The organism is Lysinibacillus sp. NPDC059133 (assembly GCF_042755925.1).
GTDB lineage: Bacteria > Bacillota > Bacilli > Bacillales_A > Planococcaceae > Lysinibacillus.
On record NZ_JBHZDH010000005.1, the window covers coordinates 109,898 to 129,854 of the forward strand.

Below are 19,957 nucleotides of genomic sequence, written 5' to 3' on the forward strand. Positions count from 1 at the left end.
CGCAGTCTAACCCTCTCGAATTGGGTCTCGGGGTCTCGGTTTTGGTTTTAAGAGCCCGGATTTTGTTTTTGTTTTGTGCTGGCACAATTCAAAATCCGGACTCAATTACGCCAAGGCGAAATTGAAAAGAAAAGGATGATGTATTATTTCTATAGTTAGAACGGGTACCCTTCCTAGCGGAGAAATACATGACGGCGTGGAAGATGTTGTTTGGGACATTGATCGTTGGGAAAATGACGGCGGTAGAAGTATTGGCACGAGGCGGGGGTTTTGATAAAGCGCCCTATATTAAATTTTGATGAAGTGGGAGGCAAGCTTGTCTCCCTTTAAATATTTAGAAGGACAAGTTTCGACTAAAAATATTTCTATTGCCTTCCACAATCTTATGTGGAGGGCTTTTTTTAGCTTGATTAAACCCTTTCTACTTTTTCATTTGGCTCAACTATCGTTTTGTAAAATTAATAAACTTGTAAGGAATGAGTAAGAAAAAAGAGACAATCGATTCGTACAATTAAAGTACGAAATGAAAGGGGCTGATCTAAATGATACTAATTAGAGGAACCGATCTAATGGCTAAAAATTTTACTGAGGAAGATATTCCATTACTTAAACAAAAGTTACGTGAAAGTTGTGCTCAGAGTTGGAAAACGAAAGGATACAAATTAACTAGCATCGATACACTTACTAATGAAGTTGGCATATCAATCGAATTTTTTTACAGGCTTTATAAAACAAAAGAAGAGCTCTTTCTAGAAGTACTGTCAATGATTCAAAATCAATTGAAAGAACAATGGCACTCTATGATACAGACTAACTCAGGTATTGAAGGGTTTAACTTCTTTCAGCAGAAGTCTCACCCTCTATAGGTGGTGAGATGAATGCGGATCTAAGCTACTTTTCAACGGTATCCAAACACCAGCTGAAATAGAGGAACTCAGTCTAAGAACGTCACGTCCTGTGGCAACGACTGAGTGACCAACATCACGTTGGCCCAAAGCCTCCGGCGGATGTCACGGAATCGGTAAGGAGTTCTTTGTGCATGCACAAAGCCGATTCCGGACGCAATTATGCCGAGGCATAATTGATAAAAGCTATGAACTGGCTTTTTGAAGAGTATGTAAAGCATCCTACATTATATAATTTCAACAATCCAGATTATCATTTGTTTTTAAAAAAGCTACCTAAAGAAAAAATTGAAAGTCTAAGAGAAAATGATAAAATTTTTTTTGATGAAGCTAACGGAGGTAAACTAAAATGATTAAACAATTAGATATTGCTTTGAGTAAGGTAAATAAGAGGGTAGGAGTAAATGTGAAAACGCCAAAAGTAACAAAATCAAAACTGAAATATAATAGGTATTTTACAACTGTCGTAGGAGTAGGAGGATTAACATTAGGAATTATTGGTCCATCGAAATCGTTGTTAGTTCTCGGGACAATAGGTATTTTGAGTTCTATTGCAACAACAAATGAAATAAGAAAAATTTAGAATGCTGAACTGTGCTAGGTCAAGGGGAATAAGAAAAATGTATGAAGCGGCTTGAGCCCGAAATTTTAAAGGCTCAGGTCGTTTAATCGTTTCTGCTAGCATATTAATGGAATAGTATCAACCGCATAAAATGATTTCTTGACGTTTGTTTGAGAATAAATATTTAATTATATGAATAGGAAATTGAAACTTTTTCCATTTATAAACGTATTAAATAAGAGAAATAGTAGGAGGTGAAATTTTGGAAGAAAATATTCAGGGAAAACAAAAGAATGAGTTAGTCGAATGGATAAAGGCGATTGTATTCGCTTTATTGGTGGCGTTTGTCATCAAACAGTTTTTATTTACGCCAGTACTCGTAAAAGGTGCTTCTATGATGCCGACACTGGAAGACCACGATCGTGTTATTATTAACAAAATCGGTCCGAAATTTAAGGCGATTGATCGATTTGACGTTGTTGTAATTAAAATGAATGAAGAAACAAATTATATAAAACGTATCATTGGTCTACCAGGGGATAAAATCGAGTATAAGGATGATCAATTATACATAAACGGAGAGAAGTTCAGTGAACCTTATTTAGAGCAATTCAAGAAGGAATTAAAAGATACTGGATCACTCACTTATGATTTTACGTTAGACCAAAATTTAGGTGAAACTACCGTACCTGAAGGGCAATACTTTGTTTTAGGTGATAATCGTCGCGTAAGTAATGATAGTAGAAATCCTGAGGTAGGGTTTATTCCGAAAGAAAGAATAATGGGTACAACAAGCATCATCTGTTGGCCGGTCAAGCATATTGACTTCAGTTTTAACTGATGTTTCGAAAGCTTATAAACTTGATAAAGATAATAAACATAACCACTCCTCAACGAGTGGTTTTTTGTTGTCAGTTGTTCAATCAACAACAGTGGAAAACAGACGATCAAAGGGTATCATATCAGGTAACAATCATTGACTAAAGGGCAGGGATTGTTTAGTAAGTGTCACTTCATTGAAAGAAATGGCATAGCATATTTAATTTTTAATATGCTATGCCATTTAAATTTATCTATCCTTTATTAATTCAAATCTATATTTCCTGACTTCGTTACGATTTGCATCTTATGATCACCATTACCTGAAATACCTTGTAACCCCTTTTTTGTCTTTGAATTGCCGTTTAAAGTTAAGTCAATTGATTGTCTACCACTGTTTGTGTTGATATCTAATTCTAAATTAGGCTGTTCTTCATCAAAATTCACTGATACTTTACCACTTGTGGTTGTTATCTTTACATCATTATTCAATTTTATAAAATGAAGTTTAACATGACCGCTGCTTGAGCGTATTTCAATGTCATTTTGAATTAATTCCTTTCCAGTAACATTACCAGAAGATCCATCAAGAATTATTTTCCCTTTGAATTGCTTAGGTACTTTAACTTCCAAAGTCGGTTTTTTACTAAGATTAAATAATCGTGTAATATCAGAATCCAATTTAATCGATAACTGTTTTGAAGACTTCTCTACTATTGCACCCGGTCCGTCATCATTAACCGTTAAATTTGCTTCTATTTCATTTGTTTCACTTGGAGAAAACACAACATCTGTACTTGCAAAATTGATCAAAATCTCCTCAATATCTTCTATGGATTTTTTGTTTACGACGACTTCTTCCTCCCTTGTAGAACAGCCTGCAAGCATAATTAGTAATAAAAATAAACTGATGGTTGTTTGTTTAATCATTTTCCGCCCTCCTTAAACTTGATTATATTAAATGACGTAAGGTCAGTATCAAATTTTATCCAACAGGATGTTTAAATTACTTGAAAGTGACGTTGCGTCATCTTTTATACTGTTATTAGAGCTTTTACTTTAAACTAACTTAAAAGGAGAATCCTATTATGAAGAAAGACGATATTATTATTTATGCTTGCGTTATTATTGGAGCAGGAGTCGGTTTACTTTTTGATAATGCTTTTCCAGGGGTACTAATTGGCTTAGGAATTGGTTACGTATTAAAAACCATGTTTTTTAATCATACAAATGAATAAGAAAGTAGGGTATTAACTTGTTTCATATTAACGAATTTAAAAAACTGAGCGGTGTATCAGTTAGAACCTTTAGATATTATGACAAAATCGGACTACTGAAACCTGTGTCAAAAACTGAAGGAGGTCATCGATTATACTCATACACTGAGTTAAAGAAACTTCAGCAAATACAATTCTTAAAAACTATAGGATTTCAATTAAGTGAGATCAAAATGATGTTAGAGTCCGAAGAATGGGATTGGTCGAATAGTCTAATGAAACAATTATCTTATGTTATTAGTGAACAGGACCGTCTTTCAAAGATAGAAATTAGTTTAAGGGAACTAATAAACGGTATAGCGATTGATGGAGAAGAATTTAGGATTAAAAAAATTATGGATTTATATAATAATCAGGATTCTAAAGAAGTATTAAAAAATAATCGGGATACATTAAATTTTAAAAACACGGAAGCACTAGAAAAACTTCCAAAAATGGGTAGTAGCGATCCAGACTCTTTAGAGTGGATTGCTTTAGTAGGGCAATTAAAAAAGCATATGCACCTTGGTTATAGTCATACACGAATACAAAATATCATTAAGAGAATGGATGTAAAAAAAGGTGAAGACTTTAATGACGAAGATGCTTTTTTAGATAAACTTTGGGACATTAGAATGTCACCTGAGGAATCCGAAAAATATAATTTATATCCAATGGATCAGGAAATCCTTAACTTTATGGAAAAGGCATATATATATTATCTCGGACATAAATCATAGTTGTTTGAAATGCGGAGGGGAAAGATGGGAACAGATATATTAATTTATTTGGGTGGCTTAGCTCTTTTAGATACATTAAGCCCTACGATTATTGGTATTACTTTATTTCTCGTTTTAACAGACAATAGAAATTTAACATCAAGATTATTCGCATATCTACTTACGGTTGGGCTACTCTATTTTTCATTAGGTATCATCATGATGTTAGGCCTGAATTTTATTATGGAAGCATTCTCTAACATTTTTCAAAATAAAATAGTTAGCTGGGTCATCTTTATAGTAGGGGTGATATTATTTATTGCTAGCTTTTTTATCCCTGCAAATAAAAAAAGTAATATTCCAAAGCCTAAAACTCAAAGCATATTCTCCATTATTATTATTGGTGTTACGACTTTTATCATTGAGGCAGGCACAGCTTTACCGTATTTTGCTGCTATTGGCTTATTAACGACAATAGATATACCTTTTTATCAGTGGCTTCTAATTATAGCAGCATACAATATTATTATGATTCTACCGGCTCTGCTTATATTTTTAGGGTATAAATTGTTTGGAAAGTTGATAAATCCTTCCTTAGTTAAACTTCGGAATAAAATATCAAGCAGTTCAAGTTCTGCCTTATCCTGGATTATGTGTATAGTTGGGGTAATATTAATATTTTACACTATAGATTATCTATAATAAGTTTTTTGAATGAAACAGGTATTAACACCGTTAATCATTATGTTGATTTTATAAAGGGAGGTATTCGTCATGAGTAATAAATGGTTAGAATGGGCGAAGAAGATCCAATCAATTTCCCAAGCAGGATTAACTTTTTCAAAAGATGTTTACGATATTGAACGTTATGAAGAATTAAGAAATTTAAGTGCCCAGATCATGAGAGAATACACTGGGTTAGAAATGAAAAAAATCAAGGATTTATTTACGAATGAAACGGGATATCAAACACCTAAAGTAGATGGTCGAGGAGTAGTATTTCATACCAATAAAATACTAATGGTAAGAGAAAAAAATGATGATAGATGGTCTTTGCCCGGTGGTTTCTGTGATATAGGTTTATCGCCTAGTGAAAACATTGTAAAAGAAATTAAAGAAGAAGCAGGATACAATGTAGTTCCAACGAAATTACTTGCTTTATTGGATATGAATAAGCACCCTCATCCTCCTCAACCATATCACTATTATAAATTATTTGTTCAATGTGAGATTATTGGCGGGCAAGCAAGAACTGGTTTGGAAACAAAAGGAGTAAAATTTCATCATGAAGATCATTTACCTATGCTTTCTTTAGGGAGAAATACAAATACTCAAATCAAAATGCTTTTTGAATTTTTAAGGGACCCTACTAAAGATACAATATTTGATTAATAGTTATAAGTTTATGGAAGCGTTGGCTATGAAGGATTGAATTTACGATGATAAACAATCGGCACTATTCCTATGTAATGATAAAAAGTCCAATTTCTTAACTAAAATGTTTAAGAAATTGGGCTTTTATATTGATAGTGTAAAACAACTATAAAAAATTAATCATTTAATCCTTTACCATCGAGAATGTGCTGCGTGTATTTTTCAATCCTTGACACGCGAGTTTTGGATTGTTTAGGTTGAGAAAAATGTAAAATATATGCTCTTTGTCGTCCTGGCGTTAATTTTTCAAAAGCCGTTTTTAAGGCAGGCATTTCATTAAATTTATTGTGAAGTTCTTCAGGAATAATGTATTCCTTATGCTCTTTCATTGGCACTTCTAAACCTGCTTTTTCAACTTCAATGGCTTCATGAATATAATCTTTTATGATGGATTCCATTCCAACTATTTCTTGAACATTGGTGAAACGAATTTGGCGCGCGGCCTGTACATTTTCAGTTTGTTGAATTAAAATCCCATTGGCATCCTTTAACAAGGAACCTTTGTGAAACAGAAGCGCACAATAATCTTTAAATCCATGGATTAACACGACATTTTTGTTCTCAAGCGTGTAACAAGGATGCATCCATTTATATTCTTCGGTCAGCTCGCAGTCAAGAATGATATTTCTCAACACCGAATATTCTTCCTGCCACTTTTTAGCTTTATTTAAAAATTCATCAACCTTCGGATCCATGCTACTATTTGTCATCTAGGAACACCCCTCTACAATTATCTAATCGATTTATAATAAAACATTAATTAGTATCATGTCTAGTTAAAAATAGGGAACTAATATCGCAAATTGCGAACATACTTCAGTGGAAAGAGTGCTTCTTTCTTAGATACAAATAATGGGCAATTGTTGAAGCATTGTGCTTCTGCTATTTGATTGCCGTCAATTTGTGAAAAGCTCCCAGGAACAGATATGAAAATCGTTGAGACGAAAAGAAGCGAAAAAGACACGCGTTTTGAGCTAACAAAAAATACAGAAAGGAAAAACTATCCGTTAAAAGAATCTGCTTCTATAAGAACAGTGGAAAGGGGAAGTATTTTATTTTCAAAAGGTCTTGGAATTAATGGTTATCTAAATGTTATTGGTTTGTTAACATGCAAATAGTGGGTTTGTCTCGAAGTCTTGGAGCGAATTTTTTCCGAGACGGCATAAGACGCAGAATCTAGAAAGAGGAAAAATTAAAAGGATCACCCGGAGGATAGTGACCCTTAGTAAAGATTTGAAGGTGTAAGGTTAAATTAGTATTTCCTTACAATAGTTATGAGCATTATAGGAGGTATTGGGTATTAATAACCTTTATTCATGAAAGCAGCGCCGACAATGATCAGAAGAATGAATAGAACAACAATTAGCGCAAATGCTGAACCAGTTCCACTTCCGTAATATTCAGACATAATAATGCCTCCTCTCTATAATTCATTATATGTACAGTTGGCAAAAGGAACTGCGATATTTATCTTAGGGATGCTTAGTAAAAGATTTTGCGCAGGGGAATGTATTGAAAACCTCAGCGCCATGTATCTATAAAAGGCGTTTAGAAAAAGAACAAAAACGTGAAGAAATGGAATCCCAACAAAATACAAATAAAGATGAGAAATAATAAGCACTTGCTACGGCAGTTTTTTTGTGAAAGGGAAAATAAAAAGGACTGGAGAATTAACCCCAATCCTACTCATACTTTTTTATCTAAACGATTACCCTATTTGATAGCTCAATTTTCATTTAACAAGCCATTATTAAATTAAATAGCCCCAATCTTGCCCCAAATCGATGCCGTAATATGCGTTAACTTACTTGGTTCAAAAGGGTCCTCATCATCAAAAAACTGTATATCAATGTTTTGTCAGCTTGGTGTTTTCAACTTGCGCTAATATCACTTTACATTTGGATAAATCATCGTCGCAGGGTCCACATATTCATCGAACTGTTCTTCCGTTAGTAACCCTGTAGCAATCACTGCTTCTTTTAAAGTTGTACCTTCTTTATGGGCTTTCTTCGCGATTTTTGCCGCATTTTCATAACCGATGTAAGGGTTTAATGCAGTTACAAGCATTAATGAGTTTTGTAAATTATGATCAAGCACTTCTTTATTTGGCTCAATTCCTACAGCGCAATGATCATTAAATGATTTCATTGTGTCCGCAAGTAGGCGAGTGGATTGTAAGAAGTTATAAATAATTACTGGCTTAAAGACATTCAGCTCGAAATTACCTTGGGAAGCGGCAAAGGCAATTGTTGCGTCATTGCCAACGACTTGTGTAACAACCATCGTCATCGCTTCACTTTGCGTTGGATTTACTTTACCAGGCATAATAGATGAGCCTGGCTCGTTTTCTGGAATCGTAATTTCACCGATACCTGAACGAGGACCGCTCGCTAACCAACGAACATCATTGGCAATTTTCATTAAGTCAGCTGCAAGAGCCTTTAATGCGCCATGTGCGACAACGGCTTCATCATGACTTGTTAGTGCATGGAATTTGTTTGCGGCTGAAGTAAAATGTTTGTCAGTAAGTACACTAATTTCAGCTGCTACACGCTCACCAAATTCAGGATGTGCGTTAATACCCGTACCAACTGCTGTTCCACCAATCGCTAGTTCTTTCATATATTCAATATTTTGGACAATCATATGCTCAGATTTAGCAAGCATTGCTACCCAGCCGCTAATTTCTTGACCTAAAGTAAGTGGTGTTGCGTCTTGTAAATGCGTACGACCAATTTTAATAATATCTTTGAATTTCTCTGCTTTGTCATCCAGTGTTGCTTTTAGTAAGCGTAGACGAGGAAGTAAATAATCTTCTACTTTTAACACTGCTGCAATATGCAAAGCTGTTGGGAAAGTATCGTTTGAACTTTGCGATTTATTGACATCATCGTTTGGGTGGATGCGTTCAGCCTCTCCAGCATTTTGTAAAAGTTGGTTGGCGCGGTGGGCAATTACCTCATTGACGTTCATATTTGATTGTGTGCCACTACCAGTCTGCCAAACTACAAGAGGGAATTGATCGTTCCATTGACCATTTAAAATTTCATCAGCTGCTTGCACAATTGCATTTGCTTTAATATCTGAAAGTTTACCTAGTTTATTATTGGCGATCGCAGCACTTTTCTTTAAAATAGCCATTGCTTGAATTAGCTCAATTGGCATATGTTCTGTTCCGATTTGGAAATTCTCTTTACTGCGCTGCGTTTGAGCACCCCAAATTTTATCTGCAGGTACTTTAATTTCACCCATAGTGTCTTTTTCAATACGATAATCCATGTAAAACAGCTCCTTTATATATGTAAATCTCTCCAATTAATAATCATCAATTATGCATTGGCGTAATTGTGTCCGATTTGGCTTTGTGCTTGCACAAAGAAGTTGAAAAACGGATATTCTTAGTCTGATGTAAGAATATCCGTTTGATACATGCTTATTTCAAAAAAATAGGGGGGATTCTGAACTAAGCATGTCGGAGTAAAGAAATAATCTACCGATAATGATAATCGTTATCAATTAAAAAGTCAAATGCTTTACTTGGAATATTTATGGTCATTGAGAACAATTTTCGATGAAAGTTTTATTAGCGTTCGATTCCCGCTTTTTAATAGTTAAGACGCTACCATTAAATGATAGCGTCGGCAGATAAAAAGGGAAGAGCTATCTCTTTTTCTTCCCAATTTCTTTTAATGGTTGTTTTTTAGGTATTTTTTCAAAAATGATACTTACGTGATAGTTGTGGTCGTCTATTTGAGTAATCTGAACAACTTTTGCTTTACGTCCTTTAATTTTTATGTTCTCTTCGACAGTAGGAAGACTAACTAGTAGCTGGCTTAATACGGACGTTTTGTTTTCATAAAAATGAGTTACAAACATATTTTTTCTCCTTATAACTTTTTTTATTAAACCTAGAAAAAAACTTGAGTTTCTTACCTTCCTTTTCTATTCGTATGTAATCTAAAAGAGACAGGAGGTTCATTAGAAGGGGGAAGGTTTTACTCAATGTATGATAAGAACCTATCGTATAGAACATTTGTTATACTGCGGCAGACCCTATTTTGGAAGCATTTTAGTGGCTTGACGAAAAAGTGAAAATCAATTATGATGTATCGGAAATAAATTAACAATGATTGGAAGTAGTAATGAATGTAGTTTGCTTTAGAGAGATGATGGCTGGTGGAAATCATCGCAAACCATTTATGAACTCGTCCAGGAGTTTTTATGCTGAAGAAAGTAAGCATAAACGGCAACTACCGTTATAGTAAAGTGAGCTTTTTAGCTAATCAGAGTGGTACCGCGGATAACTTCGTCTCTATATTTATTTGAGATGAAGTTTTTTTATTTGGGAAATTGAGAAACGCTCGAATACCGGATCGCTCAGAAAAGATGAATTGCTTCATCGACAAAATTCTCGGGCTGTGTGTGTTTATAAAAATATACGAGGGGGGAAATGTATGGAGATTACAAAAAAACAGGCAACTACAGTAGGATTAGTAGCTCTTGTATTTTCAGCACTTTTAACTTCGATGAGCCAGGTTTTCTATGCAAAGTAGGTGCAAGAAGTACCGACATTTTTATTTACGGGTATTAGTTTTTTCATGACAGCTATTTATTTCTCTTTCTTTGCACGCAAACAGAAACAAGCTAATCGGTGGAAGGGAAATATAAATGATGTAGTGAAGTTGAATGTCGCATCCGTGTTAGCTTTTATGGGGTTTTATTTCGCTCTAAAATATGTAGAGTCAGCGATTGTAAGTGCACTTGAGATGGGCATTGGACCACTTTTTGTCTTGTTGTTAGCCGTTTTCGCCAAGGAATCAGTTCCGAAAGCACAATGGGTAATTGCCACAGGGACATTTATCGCTTGTACTATATTAATAGTGGCAGTTGTTAGTGGGAAATCAGCTGTTCAAATGGACATAACATGGCCCGTGATCTTAGCATTAATAGCAAGTGTTGGCTGTGGAGTTGGGGCTGTACTATGTACGATATATTCTAAGAGATTAAGTGAGGCTGGTTGGACGACTTCAATGATTTTAGCGAATCGTTATTATGGCATAATTTTATTATCTTTTTTCGCGACTTTCGACATATTTTTCAAATATTTCTCGGGAAATATTTCATGGATAATCGCAGTAACAGCAGTGGGTGTCATGCTTCCAATGTATTTATTACAGATAGGTATTCAGTATTGTTCGCCCTTAATCGTAATGATGAGTTTATGATTTGTTCCAATATTCGCATTTTTCTTTCAGATGTTTGATGCAAGGCTATCATGGTCGCCCGTTTCCTTGATAGGAATCAGTCTTTTGTTTATTTTGGGCGTGTGTAGCTTGTATTTAGAGAAAAGATCGGTTTCAGAGTAGCGTAAGCGCGGTATAATAGTAGTAAGGGAGGAAACAAAATGTATTTAAAATCATGTAAGGTATTACAGGGAGATATTGTGGATAAAGACCAGTATCCCTTTAATATACCAAGTTTACAGGATTTACAGGAGCTAGAGTTTCCTACGAATGTGACCTTCTTTGTTGGGGAAAACGGCTCTGGGAAATCAACCTTGTTGGAGGCTATAGCTGATCGCTGTGATTTTAATACAGCGGGTGGTGGTCGTCAAAATTTATATGAAGTACATAAGGCGGAGTCTTCACTCGGGGAATTCATCCGTTTATCCTGGTGGCCAAAGGTTTCAAATGGCTTTTTCCTACGTTCGGAAACGTTTTATCAATTTGCGAGTCATATTGATTTGTTAGAAGAAAGGGACCCAAAGAAAAAGTATGCCGCTTTTGGTGGTAAATCGTTACATCATCAATCACATGGTGAGTCCTTTTTATCGCTATTCATACATCGTTTTAAAGGCAAGGCCATTTATTTATTGGATGAGCCTGAAGCGGCATTGTCACCGACTAGACAGCTTAGTCTCCTAAAAATTATGAAGGATTTGGAGCATGAGGCACAATTTATTATCGCCACACATTCACCTATTTTGCTTGGCTATCCAAATGCGACTATCTATAGTTTTGATAATGGGGACATTGAGTCTATTCGCTATGAGGATACCATTCATTACATTGTTACGAAGCGCTTTTTAAATGCACCAGAAACTATTTTTTCAGAGTTATTTGATGAGGAGAGAGAATCATGAATCAACGTAAAGGCTTAGTCATGCGAGAAATTCGATTAGATGAAATGGCACAGTCTATCGATTTGCTTAATTATGTTTTTCAAATGTCCATGTCCATTCATAAGGATCGTCGCTTTGTGAATGCCAAAAGTAAGCAATTTAATGAGGGGCATGCCATTGGTTGGTTTGATGGTTCACATCTTGTATCTCAAATTTTAAGCCTACCTTTTGAGGTAAATGTTCATGGTAGGATTTATGAAATGGGAGGCATTACTGCGGTCGGAACGTATCCTGAATATTCTGGGCATGGTTTGATGGAGAGCCTTATTATTGAGAGCTTGGAGCGGATGCGCAATGAAGGACAATGCATATCCTATTTATTTCCATATTCAATCCCGTATTACCGAAAAAAGGGCTGGGAAATTATGAGTGACATTGTGGAATTTCAAATCAAAGATACGCAGCTTCCTCACCATAAAGGCTTAAACGGTAAAATTCGCCGTGTCGATCCGAAACATGAAGATGTTGTAACCATTTATGCGCGCTATGCCAAGAAGACACACGGTGTCATGGTACGTAATAGCATTGCTTGGAATGAAAAGTTTCAGGAAGATTTTTGGGAAGAAAAATTTATTGATAGTGATGTGAACCTCCAGGCAGCAGTGTATTATGATGAGGATGATCTGCCACAGGGGTATATGTTTTACCGCATTATGGAGGAAAATTACTACATCGACGAGATTGTCTATTTGCAGGAAGAGGCGCGTAAAGGCTTATGGAATTTTGTCTCAGCACATAGCTCGATGATTTATAATGTCTATGGTAAAACAACTGGCAATGAAGCCGTTGCCTTTTTACTAGAAGATAGTGAAATTATTCAAAAGGTATCCCCTTATTTTATGGCACGAATTGTAGATGTAAAAGAATTTCTGTTACGCTATCCATTCACCGGAAATGATTTTCAGCTTCGACTCGCTGTTACTGATCGCATTGTGGCATGGAATAATGGCACATTTGTCATTACAAAGCAAAATGGAAAAGTTGCAGTCGAAATGGTGAGTGAGACACAGTCTGAAAATGCTATTCAGCTAACGGTCCAAACGCTTGCCACGATGTTACTTGGCTATAAACGACCGAGCTATCTAGAAAAAATTGAACGTTTACAAGGCAATGCCATTGAAATTGCATTACTAGAGACGGTACTACCAATAGGCATTCCAACGTTTATTGATTATTTTTAAGGAAATAATGGGGAATTTGTGCAGAGAGAGGCTGTGCAGATTCCTTTTTTTATGGGCTCAGGGGGAAATTAATTGGTCAGGTACAAGGGAAAACTAATCGGGTAAGCGAAAAAACCGCTCTACAGGGATTTGACTACTTCTAATGTTATGTAATTTCAAAATGTATGGACATAAATAAAGAGATTTTAAAAAAAGAGGTTGTTAAATCGAATCAACATTTCCCTTTATAGAGTGTTAGCTAACAAAATAAAATCATAAATAGGGGGAATTACAATGGGACTTTATTCAACAACTCGAACGGTCGATGTTACAACAGCACAAATCGCGGAGATGGTTCGTGCACAAAAAAAAGTAGTTGAACTACTTGCAAATAAAAAGGTAAATGAATCTGTTGTAAAGAATTCATACACTTCATTTGGTACCGGTGTTTTAGGACTCGTTTTCTTGACAAGCGCAGTGACTTCTGTAGCAGCAGGTTTTATGAGTCTTTTAACAAGTCTTAATGCTTCGGAAAAATCGTGGCTGATGAACGATGTAAACACGGGGTACACACAGCTTTTAGAATCTCACTTCACGATGGTAAATGGTGGATGGGCTAAATGTAATATGACGATTACGGATAATCGCGAACGTCCTAATTACGAATTCGGATTTATCAAATCTCGAAAAGTTAATAGCTTTACAACGCCCGGTGGACAAATAGGTTATCCGGCTTAATAAAAAGGCACTTACTAAATTGTAAGTGCCTCTTATTTCGTTGCTTTTTCTAAAATACTAAAAAAGTCGCTATCGTTTACGATGGCATAGTCTTTGTTAGTACTAATGATAGTCAGTGATTTCTCATCTGAATCAAGGTACATTGCATAACCTGTATTTAATGCAATGGTGATTCGGTAATCGTAATTAAAGGCGTTTATGGTTGTTTTTTTAAATTTTGCGTTTTGAAAAGCTTTTATAAGTTCTCGTTTTGTTTTTTCTGGGATTTCAATTTCCGTATATATATCTTCTTTGTCTGTATTGATACTATGAATGGTTACAGTTGGATTTTTTGCTTTAAAATCAGCGTTTTCTAATACATCTGTTGCAGAGTAGTTTTGGTTTTTCATTGCAATAAAAAAAACACTGGCTATAACGATTATGAGTAAAGGTAATATAATTTTGAACTTTTTCATATAGCCCCCCTCTTTATCTTTTTTAAAATTATAGCAAATTTTAGGGATTAATGGACTTTTAGAGGCATAATAAGTGTTAATTTAACGAATTTTAAAAAAGGTTGTCAAACTATTTATAGATTTCCCTTTATAAAAAAAGGAGGGATTCGATGGGAGAATATGAATTCTTAATTGGTTTGATTAGTAATACAGGATTTCCAATTGTCGCTTTTTTATTGGTCTTTTGGAAATTCGATAAATCGTTAGGTTTATTAACCGAAGCTGTAAACAACAACACAAACGCTGTTCAACTATTAATACAAAAAGAAAATCATGAAAACAAGTAAATTTTTAAAAGTAAATTGAACATAATTGCGGATATACATTTTCTTTTTTACTCTAAAATAGAACATATATTCCAATTTGATTGGAGTTGATTTTTTGTTTCAAAATCGTCTATTAAAGTCTTTTTTAGATGATGAAAAAGTAAGTGAACTTTATAAAAGCTATTTAAAGAATCCTACAACTCATACAAGAGATACTATTGAAAAGCTATTCCAAATTCATGTTAGAAAAATTCAATTACTTAGTTACTTTTCTCGTGTTTTACATTTCGAATCTCAAAGATATGACAAGAAAATTCGCCGTAATAATCGATTTAATCAGTTGATCTTAGATAATGACATTAATGATGGTGAGAATAAGTTTATTGATTTAATTTCAAATGAAAGTTTGTATGGTGATTTTGAATTGATATATTCTACGGAATATACTCATTTAGAAACTATTTTCGAGGACAAGCAACTTTATAATATTGTTTCGAAATTAAGTCAAAAAAAGAAACATATACTGCATTCTATTTTTGTAGAAAATCTAACGGAAGAAGAAGTTTCGAAAAAAATAGGTGTTTCGAAACAAGCGCTCAATAAAGCTAAAAACGAAACTTTTCAAAAGATTAGGCAGGATTATAAAAAAATTTGAGGTGATGTTGATGCCTATGAATGAATTAAGAAGTACGGCATTTCAACTAGAAATTCTAGATATGTTGCATAAAGAAGTAGCTTACTTCTCCTAATAATGAACTAATAGTAATCAAAATTTAGACGTTTTGAACGCTATTGGCTTATCAGAAAACAATAATTCAAGAGCGAATTCGACAAGAGGATCCGCATGACCGGTGATCAATTTTTAATGAGATTGCGAATTTAAATACAAGAAGTAGAAAAAATAAAACATATTATGTTTCAGAGGAGTTAGCACAAGTAGACCTAGCAGATGAGTTAAATATAAAAAAACGCAGTTAGTTAAGTCAGATGTAATGGCTTTAAAAAAACATCTACTCGAAGAAGAAGTAGATGTTTTTTAATTTGTTTTTTTGTGTTTATTGTAAATGTATATTTTAATAGGCTTTTCTTTTATAAGTTTGTTTGAATTTCGCTAAAACTTCAGTAATTTTGTTTTCCATTTCTTTACCGATATCTGTTGGTTTTTGATTTTCATCTAATAGTGTTTGATTAATTTTGCTTTTTTAATGTGAACAGAATAATTTTTAAATTCAGTTGATTTGATTACGTTTTGAACAAGGGTTTCTATCGCATTTTTTACTGAAGTATAGTATTCTGCGATTCTAATGACTGCTATGTTTATTTCGTTTGAGCTAATTTTGTACGTGAGGGGATTGACTACCTCGCTACACCCGAACCCACTTGGAATTAAATTAAAATCCAAGCTTTTTTTAGCAGTCGCACACCTAGGATGATTTCTTCCATTTTTAACTTACTAAAGCCTAATTGAATAATTGGCACTGAACTTGGCTGTTGTAGAAAATAGGGGCTCGTAGGGTAGACTTTTACTCCGTGTTGTTGTGCATTTTGAATGAGCTGTTCTTCTGAAAATCGTGTATGCACTTTAACCAATATATAAAGCCCAGATTGCTCTCCGAGAATCGTAATTTTTTCTCCGAATTGCTTGTTAAGTTCCTCTACAAGTGTATTTATTTTATGTTTATAGGTGATACGCATTCTTTTAATATGACGTGTCCATTCGCCTTGTTCCATGAATTTCGCCATTGTTAATTGATGTAAGGACGAGGCGTTATGTTCAAAATGAGCAAAGCGTTTTTTATATGGCTGAACAAGTGCTTTTGGTAGCACCATATAACTTAAACGAATCGCTGGTAAAAATGATTTTGAAAATGTCCCCATGTAAATAACACGAGACTTGTCGATGGAGGCGAGAGCAGGAAACGGCTGTTGCGTATAACGGAATTCACCATCATAATCATCCTCAAGTATATATCCATCAACATTTTTGGCCCACTGAATTAAAGCTTGTCGTTGCTGAATGCTCATGGAAACACCATATGGAAAATGGTGAGAAGGGGTGACATAGAGTAGGCGCGAATGAAACTGCGTTAAATACTCAAGCTGTGCACCGTTTTCCAACACAGGTAATGTCTCTATATGAAAGTCATGAAGCTTGAACGCTTCCCGTGCACCGTTGTAGCCAGGGTCTTCTAAAATAACGCTTTGGAAATCCTGCTTTAATAGAAATCCTAGATAAATTAACATTTGTTGCGTGCTGCTACCAATAATTATGTCCTCTTCATTTACATGAACCCCACGAGCTTGAAGTAAATAATGTACAAGCTGTTCCTTTAAAAGGGGCTCACCGAAAGGATCGCCATATTGATAGCACTCGTTTAAAGGTAACACTTGATTAGCTACTTGACGCCATATTTTTAAAGGGAAATGCTGTTGATCGACAGCGCCAGCACGAAAGTCAATGATGGTATCTTCACTGTTATTTTTCGTATTTTTCGTATTTTGAGTAAGGCTTGATCGTTCTTTCTCCTGTAGAAACACTTGCTCAAATTCATTGACGAAATAACCCTTTCGTCCTTCACCGCGTATGAATCCTTCCGCTACGAGCTGCTCATAGGCAGTTAACGTTGTATTCCGACTGACATGTAAAGTATCGGCTAGCCGTCGAATAGAAGGAAGAGAATCATTCGTTTTCAATCTCCCTTGTTCGATTAACCATTTGACCTGCTGATAAATTTGTTTATATTTTGCCTCTGCATCTGTGAATAAGAAAATAAAATCCTTCATAAAGTCCCTCCTTGACATGTTGAAATGTCTAGAACTGTTTCTTTTTAAATGTCAGTTTGTTATTTATCATCATACTAGAATGACCTATAAAAAAGAAATGGGGAGATAAGTGCATGGAGATTCGTAAAGTAACTTTAGCAACAGTTGGGGACGTGGTGCCATTATTTAATGCCTATCGAGAATTTTACGATCAACAATCTGACTTAGAACAGGCTGAACAGTTTCTATTGGAGCGTTTAAATAAGGAGGAGTCGGCCATTTTTTTAGCTTATATAGATAAGCAGCCAGTTGGTTTTGTTCAGCTCTATCCTACTTTTTCATCTGTTGCAATGAAAAAGGCGTTTATTTTAAACGATCTATTTGTGATAGAGCATGCTAGGAAGCAAGGTGTAGCACAGGCCCTAATGGAACAGTGCTATTCGTATTGTTTACAGAAAGATGCGCGTTATATAGGTTTAGAAACAGCGACAGACAACGTTCGTGCTCAAAAACTATATGAGAAGCTCGGGATGAAAATAGACGCTGGAGTATTTCATTATATTAAATATTGGTAAAAGGAGATTTGAATAATGACTGTAACAATCAAACAATTAACGACGGAGCAGGAGTGGGTGGATGCATATACCGTTATGGTGCAGCTCCGTACGGAATTAACAGTAGAAAAGTATCTCTTATTGTTAAAAGAAATGACTCAAGATGGCTATATGTTATTTGCTTTATACGAAAATATGAAAATAGTGGCAGTCTCCGGATTAAGTTGGAGAATCAACTTTTATAGTGAACGCCATATTTTTGTTTATGATTTAGTAACGGATGAGCAGTATCGTTCAAGAGGTTATGGTGAGAACTTATTGCATTATCTTCATCAATGGGGCAAAGAAAATGGGGCGCACTATATTGCTTTAGAGTCTGGTATCCAAAGGATTAGTGCACATCGCTTTTATGAAGAGCGATTAGGATATGAGAAATGGTGCTATTCTTTTCGAAAAGCATTGTGATCTAGAAGGAATATGATTTATTAAACCTCACACACTAATGGACACATGAAGGAGGTTTATATGAAAGTTACGTTCAAAAAGCTTTTTCTAACAAGCATATTTATGATGAGCTTTACACCAATCGGTTATGCAAATAATGTAATTCAACAACATGCAAATGGTGAGGAAGGACAGGTTGTATACCATGTAAAGTACGATTATGATGCTATTTGTAAGGTTCTTGGGATTACGCAAGAAGTGTATAATCAATATTGGAAAGAAGGACTTTTGATTGTCGATATGGCAAAAAAGGAAGGTATTGACCAACGTGAAATAATAAATTATTTTGTGACATTTCACTATCAAGAAATGCAAAAGTGGAGAAAGAAGGGGGCGTTGAACGAACATCATTATTTTAATTTAGTTTATGAATTAAAAGATGAAATTACAGACTTTATTGAGAGAAATCCGAATAAAGAATGAAAGCGACTAGTGTTTTTCTAGTCGTATTTTTTATGTATAAATACTGATTAACATTTAATATTTAGTTATAAAAGATAATTATTTAATGATTATCATTAAATTTGTCTTGATTTTAACTCCGCTATTTAATATGCTTAACATGAAGAAGGACAGAAATATTGACAACCGACGATAAAGTAGATGTTACCGGCGTGTTTCAAACATCAAGCGGAGATAAAGTAGTTCCTTCCGGCGATTTCCGAGAAGAACCTTTCAACATCGCTTGTCATTCTTCATGTAAAACATTATGAACAGGGGGAAAGTTATGGTTTTGGAAAGTGCGATAAATGCAATTATTCAAGTCATTTTATTTTCAGTTATTCCGTTTATTTGGTGGTTTTTCTCAGCAAGAAAGGAACAATCATTTTTAACATGGCTCGGCCTTCAAAAGCCTGTAGTGGAAAATAAAGGGGATTATTTTCTATGGTTTTTATTCATTATTATTTTATTATTCGTACCCCTTACTACAATCAGCTATTTCTACCTAGATAGTTCAACCTTAGCGACCAATCGTTTTACAGGACTTGGCTTTTCAGCGCTCATTCCAGCACTTTTCCATTCAATTGTACAAACGGGGTTGTCAGAGGAGCTGTTATTCCGAGGCTTTTTATTGAAAAGATTCATGCATAAATTTGGTTTTCAAATGGGAAATATCATGCAAAGTTTACTATTTGGCATTTTACATGGATTGTTGATGTTTTCTTTTATTCCTTTTGGAGTTGTAGTATTAGTTGTTATAGCAACCGCATTTGTAGGTTATTTAATGGGGTGGATCAATGAACGAAAATCTAATGGTTCCATCATAACAAGCTGGGGCATCCATAGCATTGTCAATCTGATTGCCGCCTTCATGGCAATGTTTAATATGCTCTAAGAGCCTAGCTCATTTGCATTTCATCATGTTCGATTGCATAATAAAGCAGAGAGGTGATAGGAATGCAATTCATCGAGCAGGTAATAAAAGGATGCTTGATTGTTGGTTTTGTATTAATGGGAGGGCGTATCATTACGGCAATATGCCATTATTATAATATAGCATTTACGACTTTTTTCGTTGATTATCATGTCGCCTCACTAGCTATACTATTAATAGGTATTATAGGAACAGAGATCCTTAATAGACGTAAAAGGAAGGGACGA

General features: G+C 34.9%; 26 protein-coding genes and 1 other annotated feature. Of the genes, 19 read left to right on the top strand and 7 right to left on the bottom strand.

Annotation, left to right across the window (positions count from 1 at the left end; all coding sequences use genetic code 11):
- Window positions 1–542 precede the first annotated feature (542 nt).
- The 4 genes from ACFXN8_RS04560 (at window position 543) to lepB (ending at window position 2,308) form a co-directional block, all read left to right on the top strand.
- Window positions 543–866, top strand: coding sequence for a TetR/AcrR family transcriptional regulator (locus ACFXN8_RS04560; protein WP_386843127.1), 324 nt, complete (start codon window positions 543–545; stop codon window positions 864–866).
- Between the two features lie 215 nt (window positions 867–1,081).
- Window positions 1,082–1,258 carry a hypothetical protein gene (locus ACFXN8_RS04565; protein ID WP_386843129.1) on the top strand — a complete coding sequence of 59 codons (177 nt, stop codon included), beginning with the start codon at window positions 1,082–1,084 and terminating at the stop codon, window positions 1,256–1,258.
- On the top strand, window positions 1,255–1,488 hold the full coding sequence (locus ACFXN8_RS04570; RefSeq protein ID WP_386843131.1) for a hypothetical protein: 234 nt from the start codon (window positions 1,255–1,257) through the stop codon (window positions 1,486–1,488). Before ACFXN8_RS04565 ends, ACFXN8_RS04570 begins: the two co-directional genes overlap by 4 nt.
- Window positions 1,489–1,729: 241 nt before the next feature.
- Complete coding sequence (lepB, locus tag ACFXN8_RS04575; RefSeq protein WP_386843133.1) at window positions 1,730–2,308, top strand: signal peptidase I; 579 nt, start codon at window positions 1,730–1,732, stop codon at window positions 2,306–2,308.
- A 242-nt stretch (window positions 2,309–2,550) separates the two neighbouring features.
- Here the strand turns inward: lepB and ACFXN8_RS04580 are convergent, their stop codons facing one another.
- Entirely contained in the window at window positions 2,551–3,216 is a 666-nt protein-coding gene (locus ACFXN8_RS04580) for a DUF4097 family beta strand repeat-containing protein (protein ID WP_386843135.1), read from the bottom strand.
- Window positions 3,217–3,374: 158 nt separating this feature from the next.
- Between ACFXN8_RS04580 and ACFXN8_RS04585 the strand changes: the two genes are divergently transcribed.
- From ACFXN8_RS04585 to ACFXN8_RS04600, 4 genes are all read left to right on the top strand, one after another.
- Window positions 3,375–3,524 (top strand): hypothetical protein, encoded by a 150-nt coding sequence (locus ACFXN8_RS04585; protein WP_194841147.1) that lies wholly within the window; start codon window positions 3,375–3,377, stop codon window positions 3,522–3,524.
- 17 nt (window positions 3,525–3,541) lie between these two features.
- Entirely contained in the window at window positions 3,542–4,282 is a 741-nt protein-coding gene (locus ACFXN8_RS04590; RefSeq protein ID WP_386843137.1) for a MerR family transcriptional regulator, read from the top strand.
- A gap of 24 nt (window positions 4,283–4,306) precedes the next feature.
- Window positions 4,307–4,963, top strand: coding sequence for a GAP family protein (locus ACFXN8_RS04595; protein WP_386843139.1), 657 nt, complete (start codon window positions 4,307–4,309; stop codon window positions 4,961–4,963).
- Window positions 4,964–5,035: 72 nt separating this feature from the next.
- The gene (locus tag ACFXN8_RS04600; protein WP_386843141.1) at window positions 5,036–5,653 is read left to right on the top strand and encodes an NUDIX hydrolase; all 618 of its coding nucleotides are present in this window, start codon (window positions 5,036–5,038) and stop codon (window positions 5,651–5,653) included.
- A gap of 158 nt (window positions 5,654–5,811) precedes the next feature.
- Here ACFXN8_RS04600 and ACFXN8_RS04605 read toward each other — a convergent pair whose 3' ends face one another.
- Complete coding sequence (locus tag ACFXN8_RS04605) at window positions 5,812–6,405, bottom strand: YdeI/OmpD-associated family protein (protein ID WP_386843143.1); 594 nt, start codon at window positions 6,403–6,405, stop codon at window positions 5,812–5,814.
- 216 nt (window positions 6,406–6,621) lie between these two features.
- Between ACFXN8_RS04605 and ACFXN8_RS04610 the strand changes: the two genes are divergently transcribed.
- A complete protein-coding gene (locus tag ACFXN8_RS04610; RefSeq protein WP_386843145.1) occupies window positions 6,622–6,813 on the top strand; it encodes a hypothetical protein in 192 nt (63 codons plus the stop codon).
- A gap of 182 nt (window positions 6,814–6,995) precedes the next feature.
- On the opposite strand, the gene ACFXN8_RS04615 is transcribed toward ACFXN8_RS04610, so the two are convergent.
- The 3 genes from ACFXN8_RS04615 to ACFXN8_RS04625 form a co-directional block, all read right to left on the bottom strand.
- Window positions 6,996–7,103 (bottom strand): YjcZ family sporulation protein, encoded by a 108-nt coding sequence (locus tag ACFXN8_RS04615; RefSeq protein WP_323646228.1) that lies wholly within the window; start codon window positions 7,101–7,103, stop codon window positions 6,996–6,998.
- A gap of 479 nt (window positions 7,104–7,582) precedes the next feature.
- Window positions 7,583–8,974, bottom strand: a complete 1,392-nt coding sequence (fumC, locus tag ACFXN8_RS04620; protein ID WP_386843147.1) for a class II fumarate hydratase — start codon at window positions 8,972–8,974, stop codon at window positions 7,583–7,585.
- Window positions 8,975–9,355: 381 nt separating this feature from the next.
- Window positions 9,356–9,571: a hypothetical protein gene (locus ACFXN8_RS04625; RefSeq protein WP_386843149.1), complete on the bottom strand. Its 216-nt coding sequence runs from the start codon at window positions 9,569–9,571 to the stop codon at window positions 9,356–9,358.
- Between the two features lie 241 nt (window positions 9,572–9,812).
- Window positions 9,813–10,012, top strand: a binding site (T-box leader).
- A gap of 236 nt (window positions 10,013–10,248) precedes the next feature.
- On the opposite strand from ACFXN8_RS04625, the gene ACFXN8_RS04630 reads away from it, so the two are divergent.
- From ACFXN8_RS04630 to ACFXN8_RS04645, 4 genes are all read left to right on the top strand, one after another.
- Window positions 10,249–10,920, top strand: coding sequence for an EamA family transporter (locus ACFXN8_RS04630; RefSeq protein WP_386843151.1), 672 nt, complete (start codon window positions 10,249–10,251; stop codon window positions 10,918–10,920).
- Between the two features lie 179 nt (window positions 10,921–11,099).
- Complete coding sequence (locus ACFXN8_RS04635; protein ID WP_376075638.1) at window positions 11,100–11,837, top strand: AAA family ATPase; 738 nt, start codon at window positions 11,100–11,102, stop codon at window positions 11,835–11,837.
- Window positions 11,834–13,057, top strand: coding sequence for a GNAT family N-acetyltransferase (locus ACFXN8_RS04640; RefSeq protein ID WP_386843153.1), 1,224 nt, complete (start codon window positions 11,834–11,836; stop codon window positions 13,055–13,057). The genes ACFXN8_RS04635 and ACFXN8_RS04640 overlap by 4 nt, the downstream gene beginning before the upstream one ends.
- 273 nt (window positions 13,058–13,330) lie before the next feature.
- Window positions 13,331–13,774, top strand: coding sequence for a hypothetical protein (locus ACFXN8_RS04645; RefSeq protein WP_386843155.1), 444 nt, complete (start codon window positions 13,331–13,333; stop codon window positions 13,772–13,774).
- Window positions 13,775–13,806: 32 nt separating this feature from the next.
- On the opposite strand, the gene ACFXN8_RS04650 is transcribed toward ACFXN8_RS04645, so the two are convergent.
- Window positions 13,807–14,229, bottom strand: coding sequence for a hypothetical protein (locus tag ACFXN8_RS04650; RefSeq protein WP_376075643.1), 423 nt, complete (start codon window positions 14,227–14,229; stop codon window positions 13,807–13,809).
- A gap of 149 nt (window positions 14,230–14,378) precedes the next feature.
- Between ACFXN8_RS04650 and ACFXN8_RS04655 the strand changes: the two genes are divergently transcribed.
- Window positions 14,379–14,555: a hypothetical protein gene (locus ACFXN8_RS04655; RefSeq protein ID WP_376075644.1), complete on the top strand. Its 177-nt coding sequence runs from the start codon at window positions 14,379–14,381 to the stop codon at window positions 14,553–14,555.
- Between the two features lie 94 nt (window positions 14,556–14,649).
- Window positions 14,650–15,189 carry a sigma-70 RNA polymerase sigma factor region 4 domain-containing protein gene (locus ACFXN8_RS04660; RefSeq protein WP_386843158.1) on the top strand — a complete coding sequence of 180 codons (540 nt, stop codon included), beginning with the start codon at window positions 14,650–14,652 and terminating at the stop codon, window positions 15,187–15,189.
- 731 nt (window positions 15,190–15,920) lie between these two features.
- On the opposite strand, the gene pdxR is transcribed toward ACFXN8_RS04660, so the two are convergent.
- On the bottom strand, window positions 15,921–17,318 hold the full coding sequence (gene pdxR, locus ACFXN8_RS04665; RefSeq protein WP_386843160.1) for a MocR-like pyridoxine biosynthesis transcription factor PdxR: 1,398 nt from the start codon (window positions 17,316–17,318) through the stop codon (window positions 15,921–15,923).
- 113 nt (window positions 17,319–17,431) lie between these two features.
- On the opposite strand from pdxR, the gene ACFXN8_RS04670 reads away from it, so the two are divergent.
- The 4 genes from ACFXN8_RS04670 (at window position 17,432) to ACFXN8_RS04685 (ending at window position 19,691) form a co-directional block, all read left to right on the top strand.
- Window positions 17,432–17,872 carry a GNAT family N-acetyltransferase gene (locus ACFXN8_RS04670; RefSeq protein WP_386843162.1) on the top strand — a complete coding sequence of 147 codons (441 nt, stop codon included), beginning with the start codon at window positions 17,432–17,434 and terminating at the stop codon, window positions 17,870–17,872.
- 15 nt (window positions 17,873–17,887) lie between these two features.
- Window positions 17,888–18,316, top strand: coding sequence for a GNAT family N-acetyltransferase (locus ACFXN8_RS04675; RefSeq protein ID WP_386843164.1), 429 nt, complete (start codon window positions 17,888–17,890; stop codon window positions 18,314–18,316).
- A 60-nt stretch (window positions 18,317–18,376) separates the two neighbouring features.
- Window positions 18,377–18,778 carry a hypothetical protein gene (locus tag ACFXN8_RS04680; protein ID WP_386843166.1) on the top strand — a complete coding sequence of 134 codons (402 nt, stop codon included), beginning with the start codon at window positions 18,377–18,379 and terminating at the stop codon, window positions 18,776–18,778.
- Between the two features lie 304 nt (window positions 18,779–19,082).
- Entirely contained in the window at window positions 19,083–19,691 is a 609-nt protein-coding gene (locus ACFXN8_RS04685) for a CPBP family intramembrane glutamic endopeptidase (RefSeq protein ID WP_386843168.1), read from the top strand.
- Window positions 19,692–19,957 lie beyond the last annotated feature (266 nt).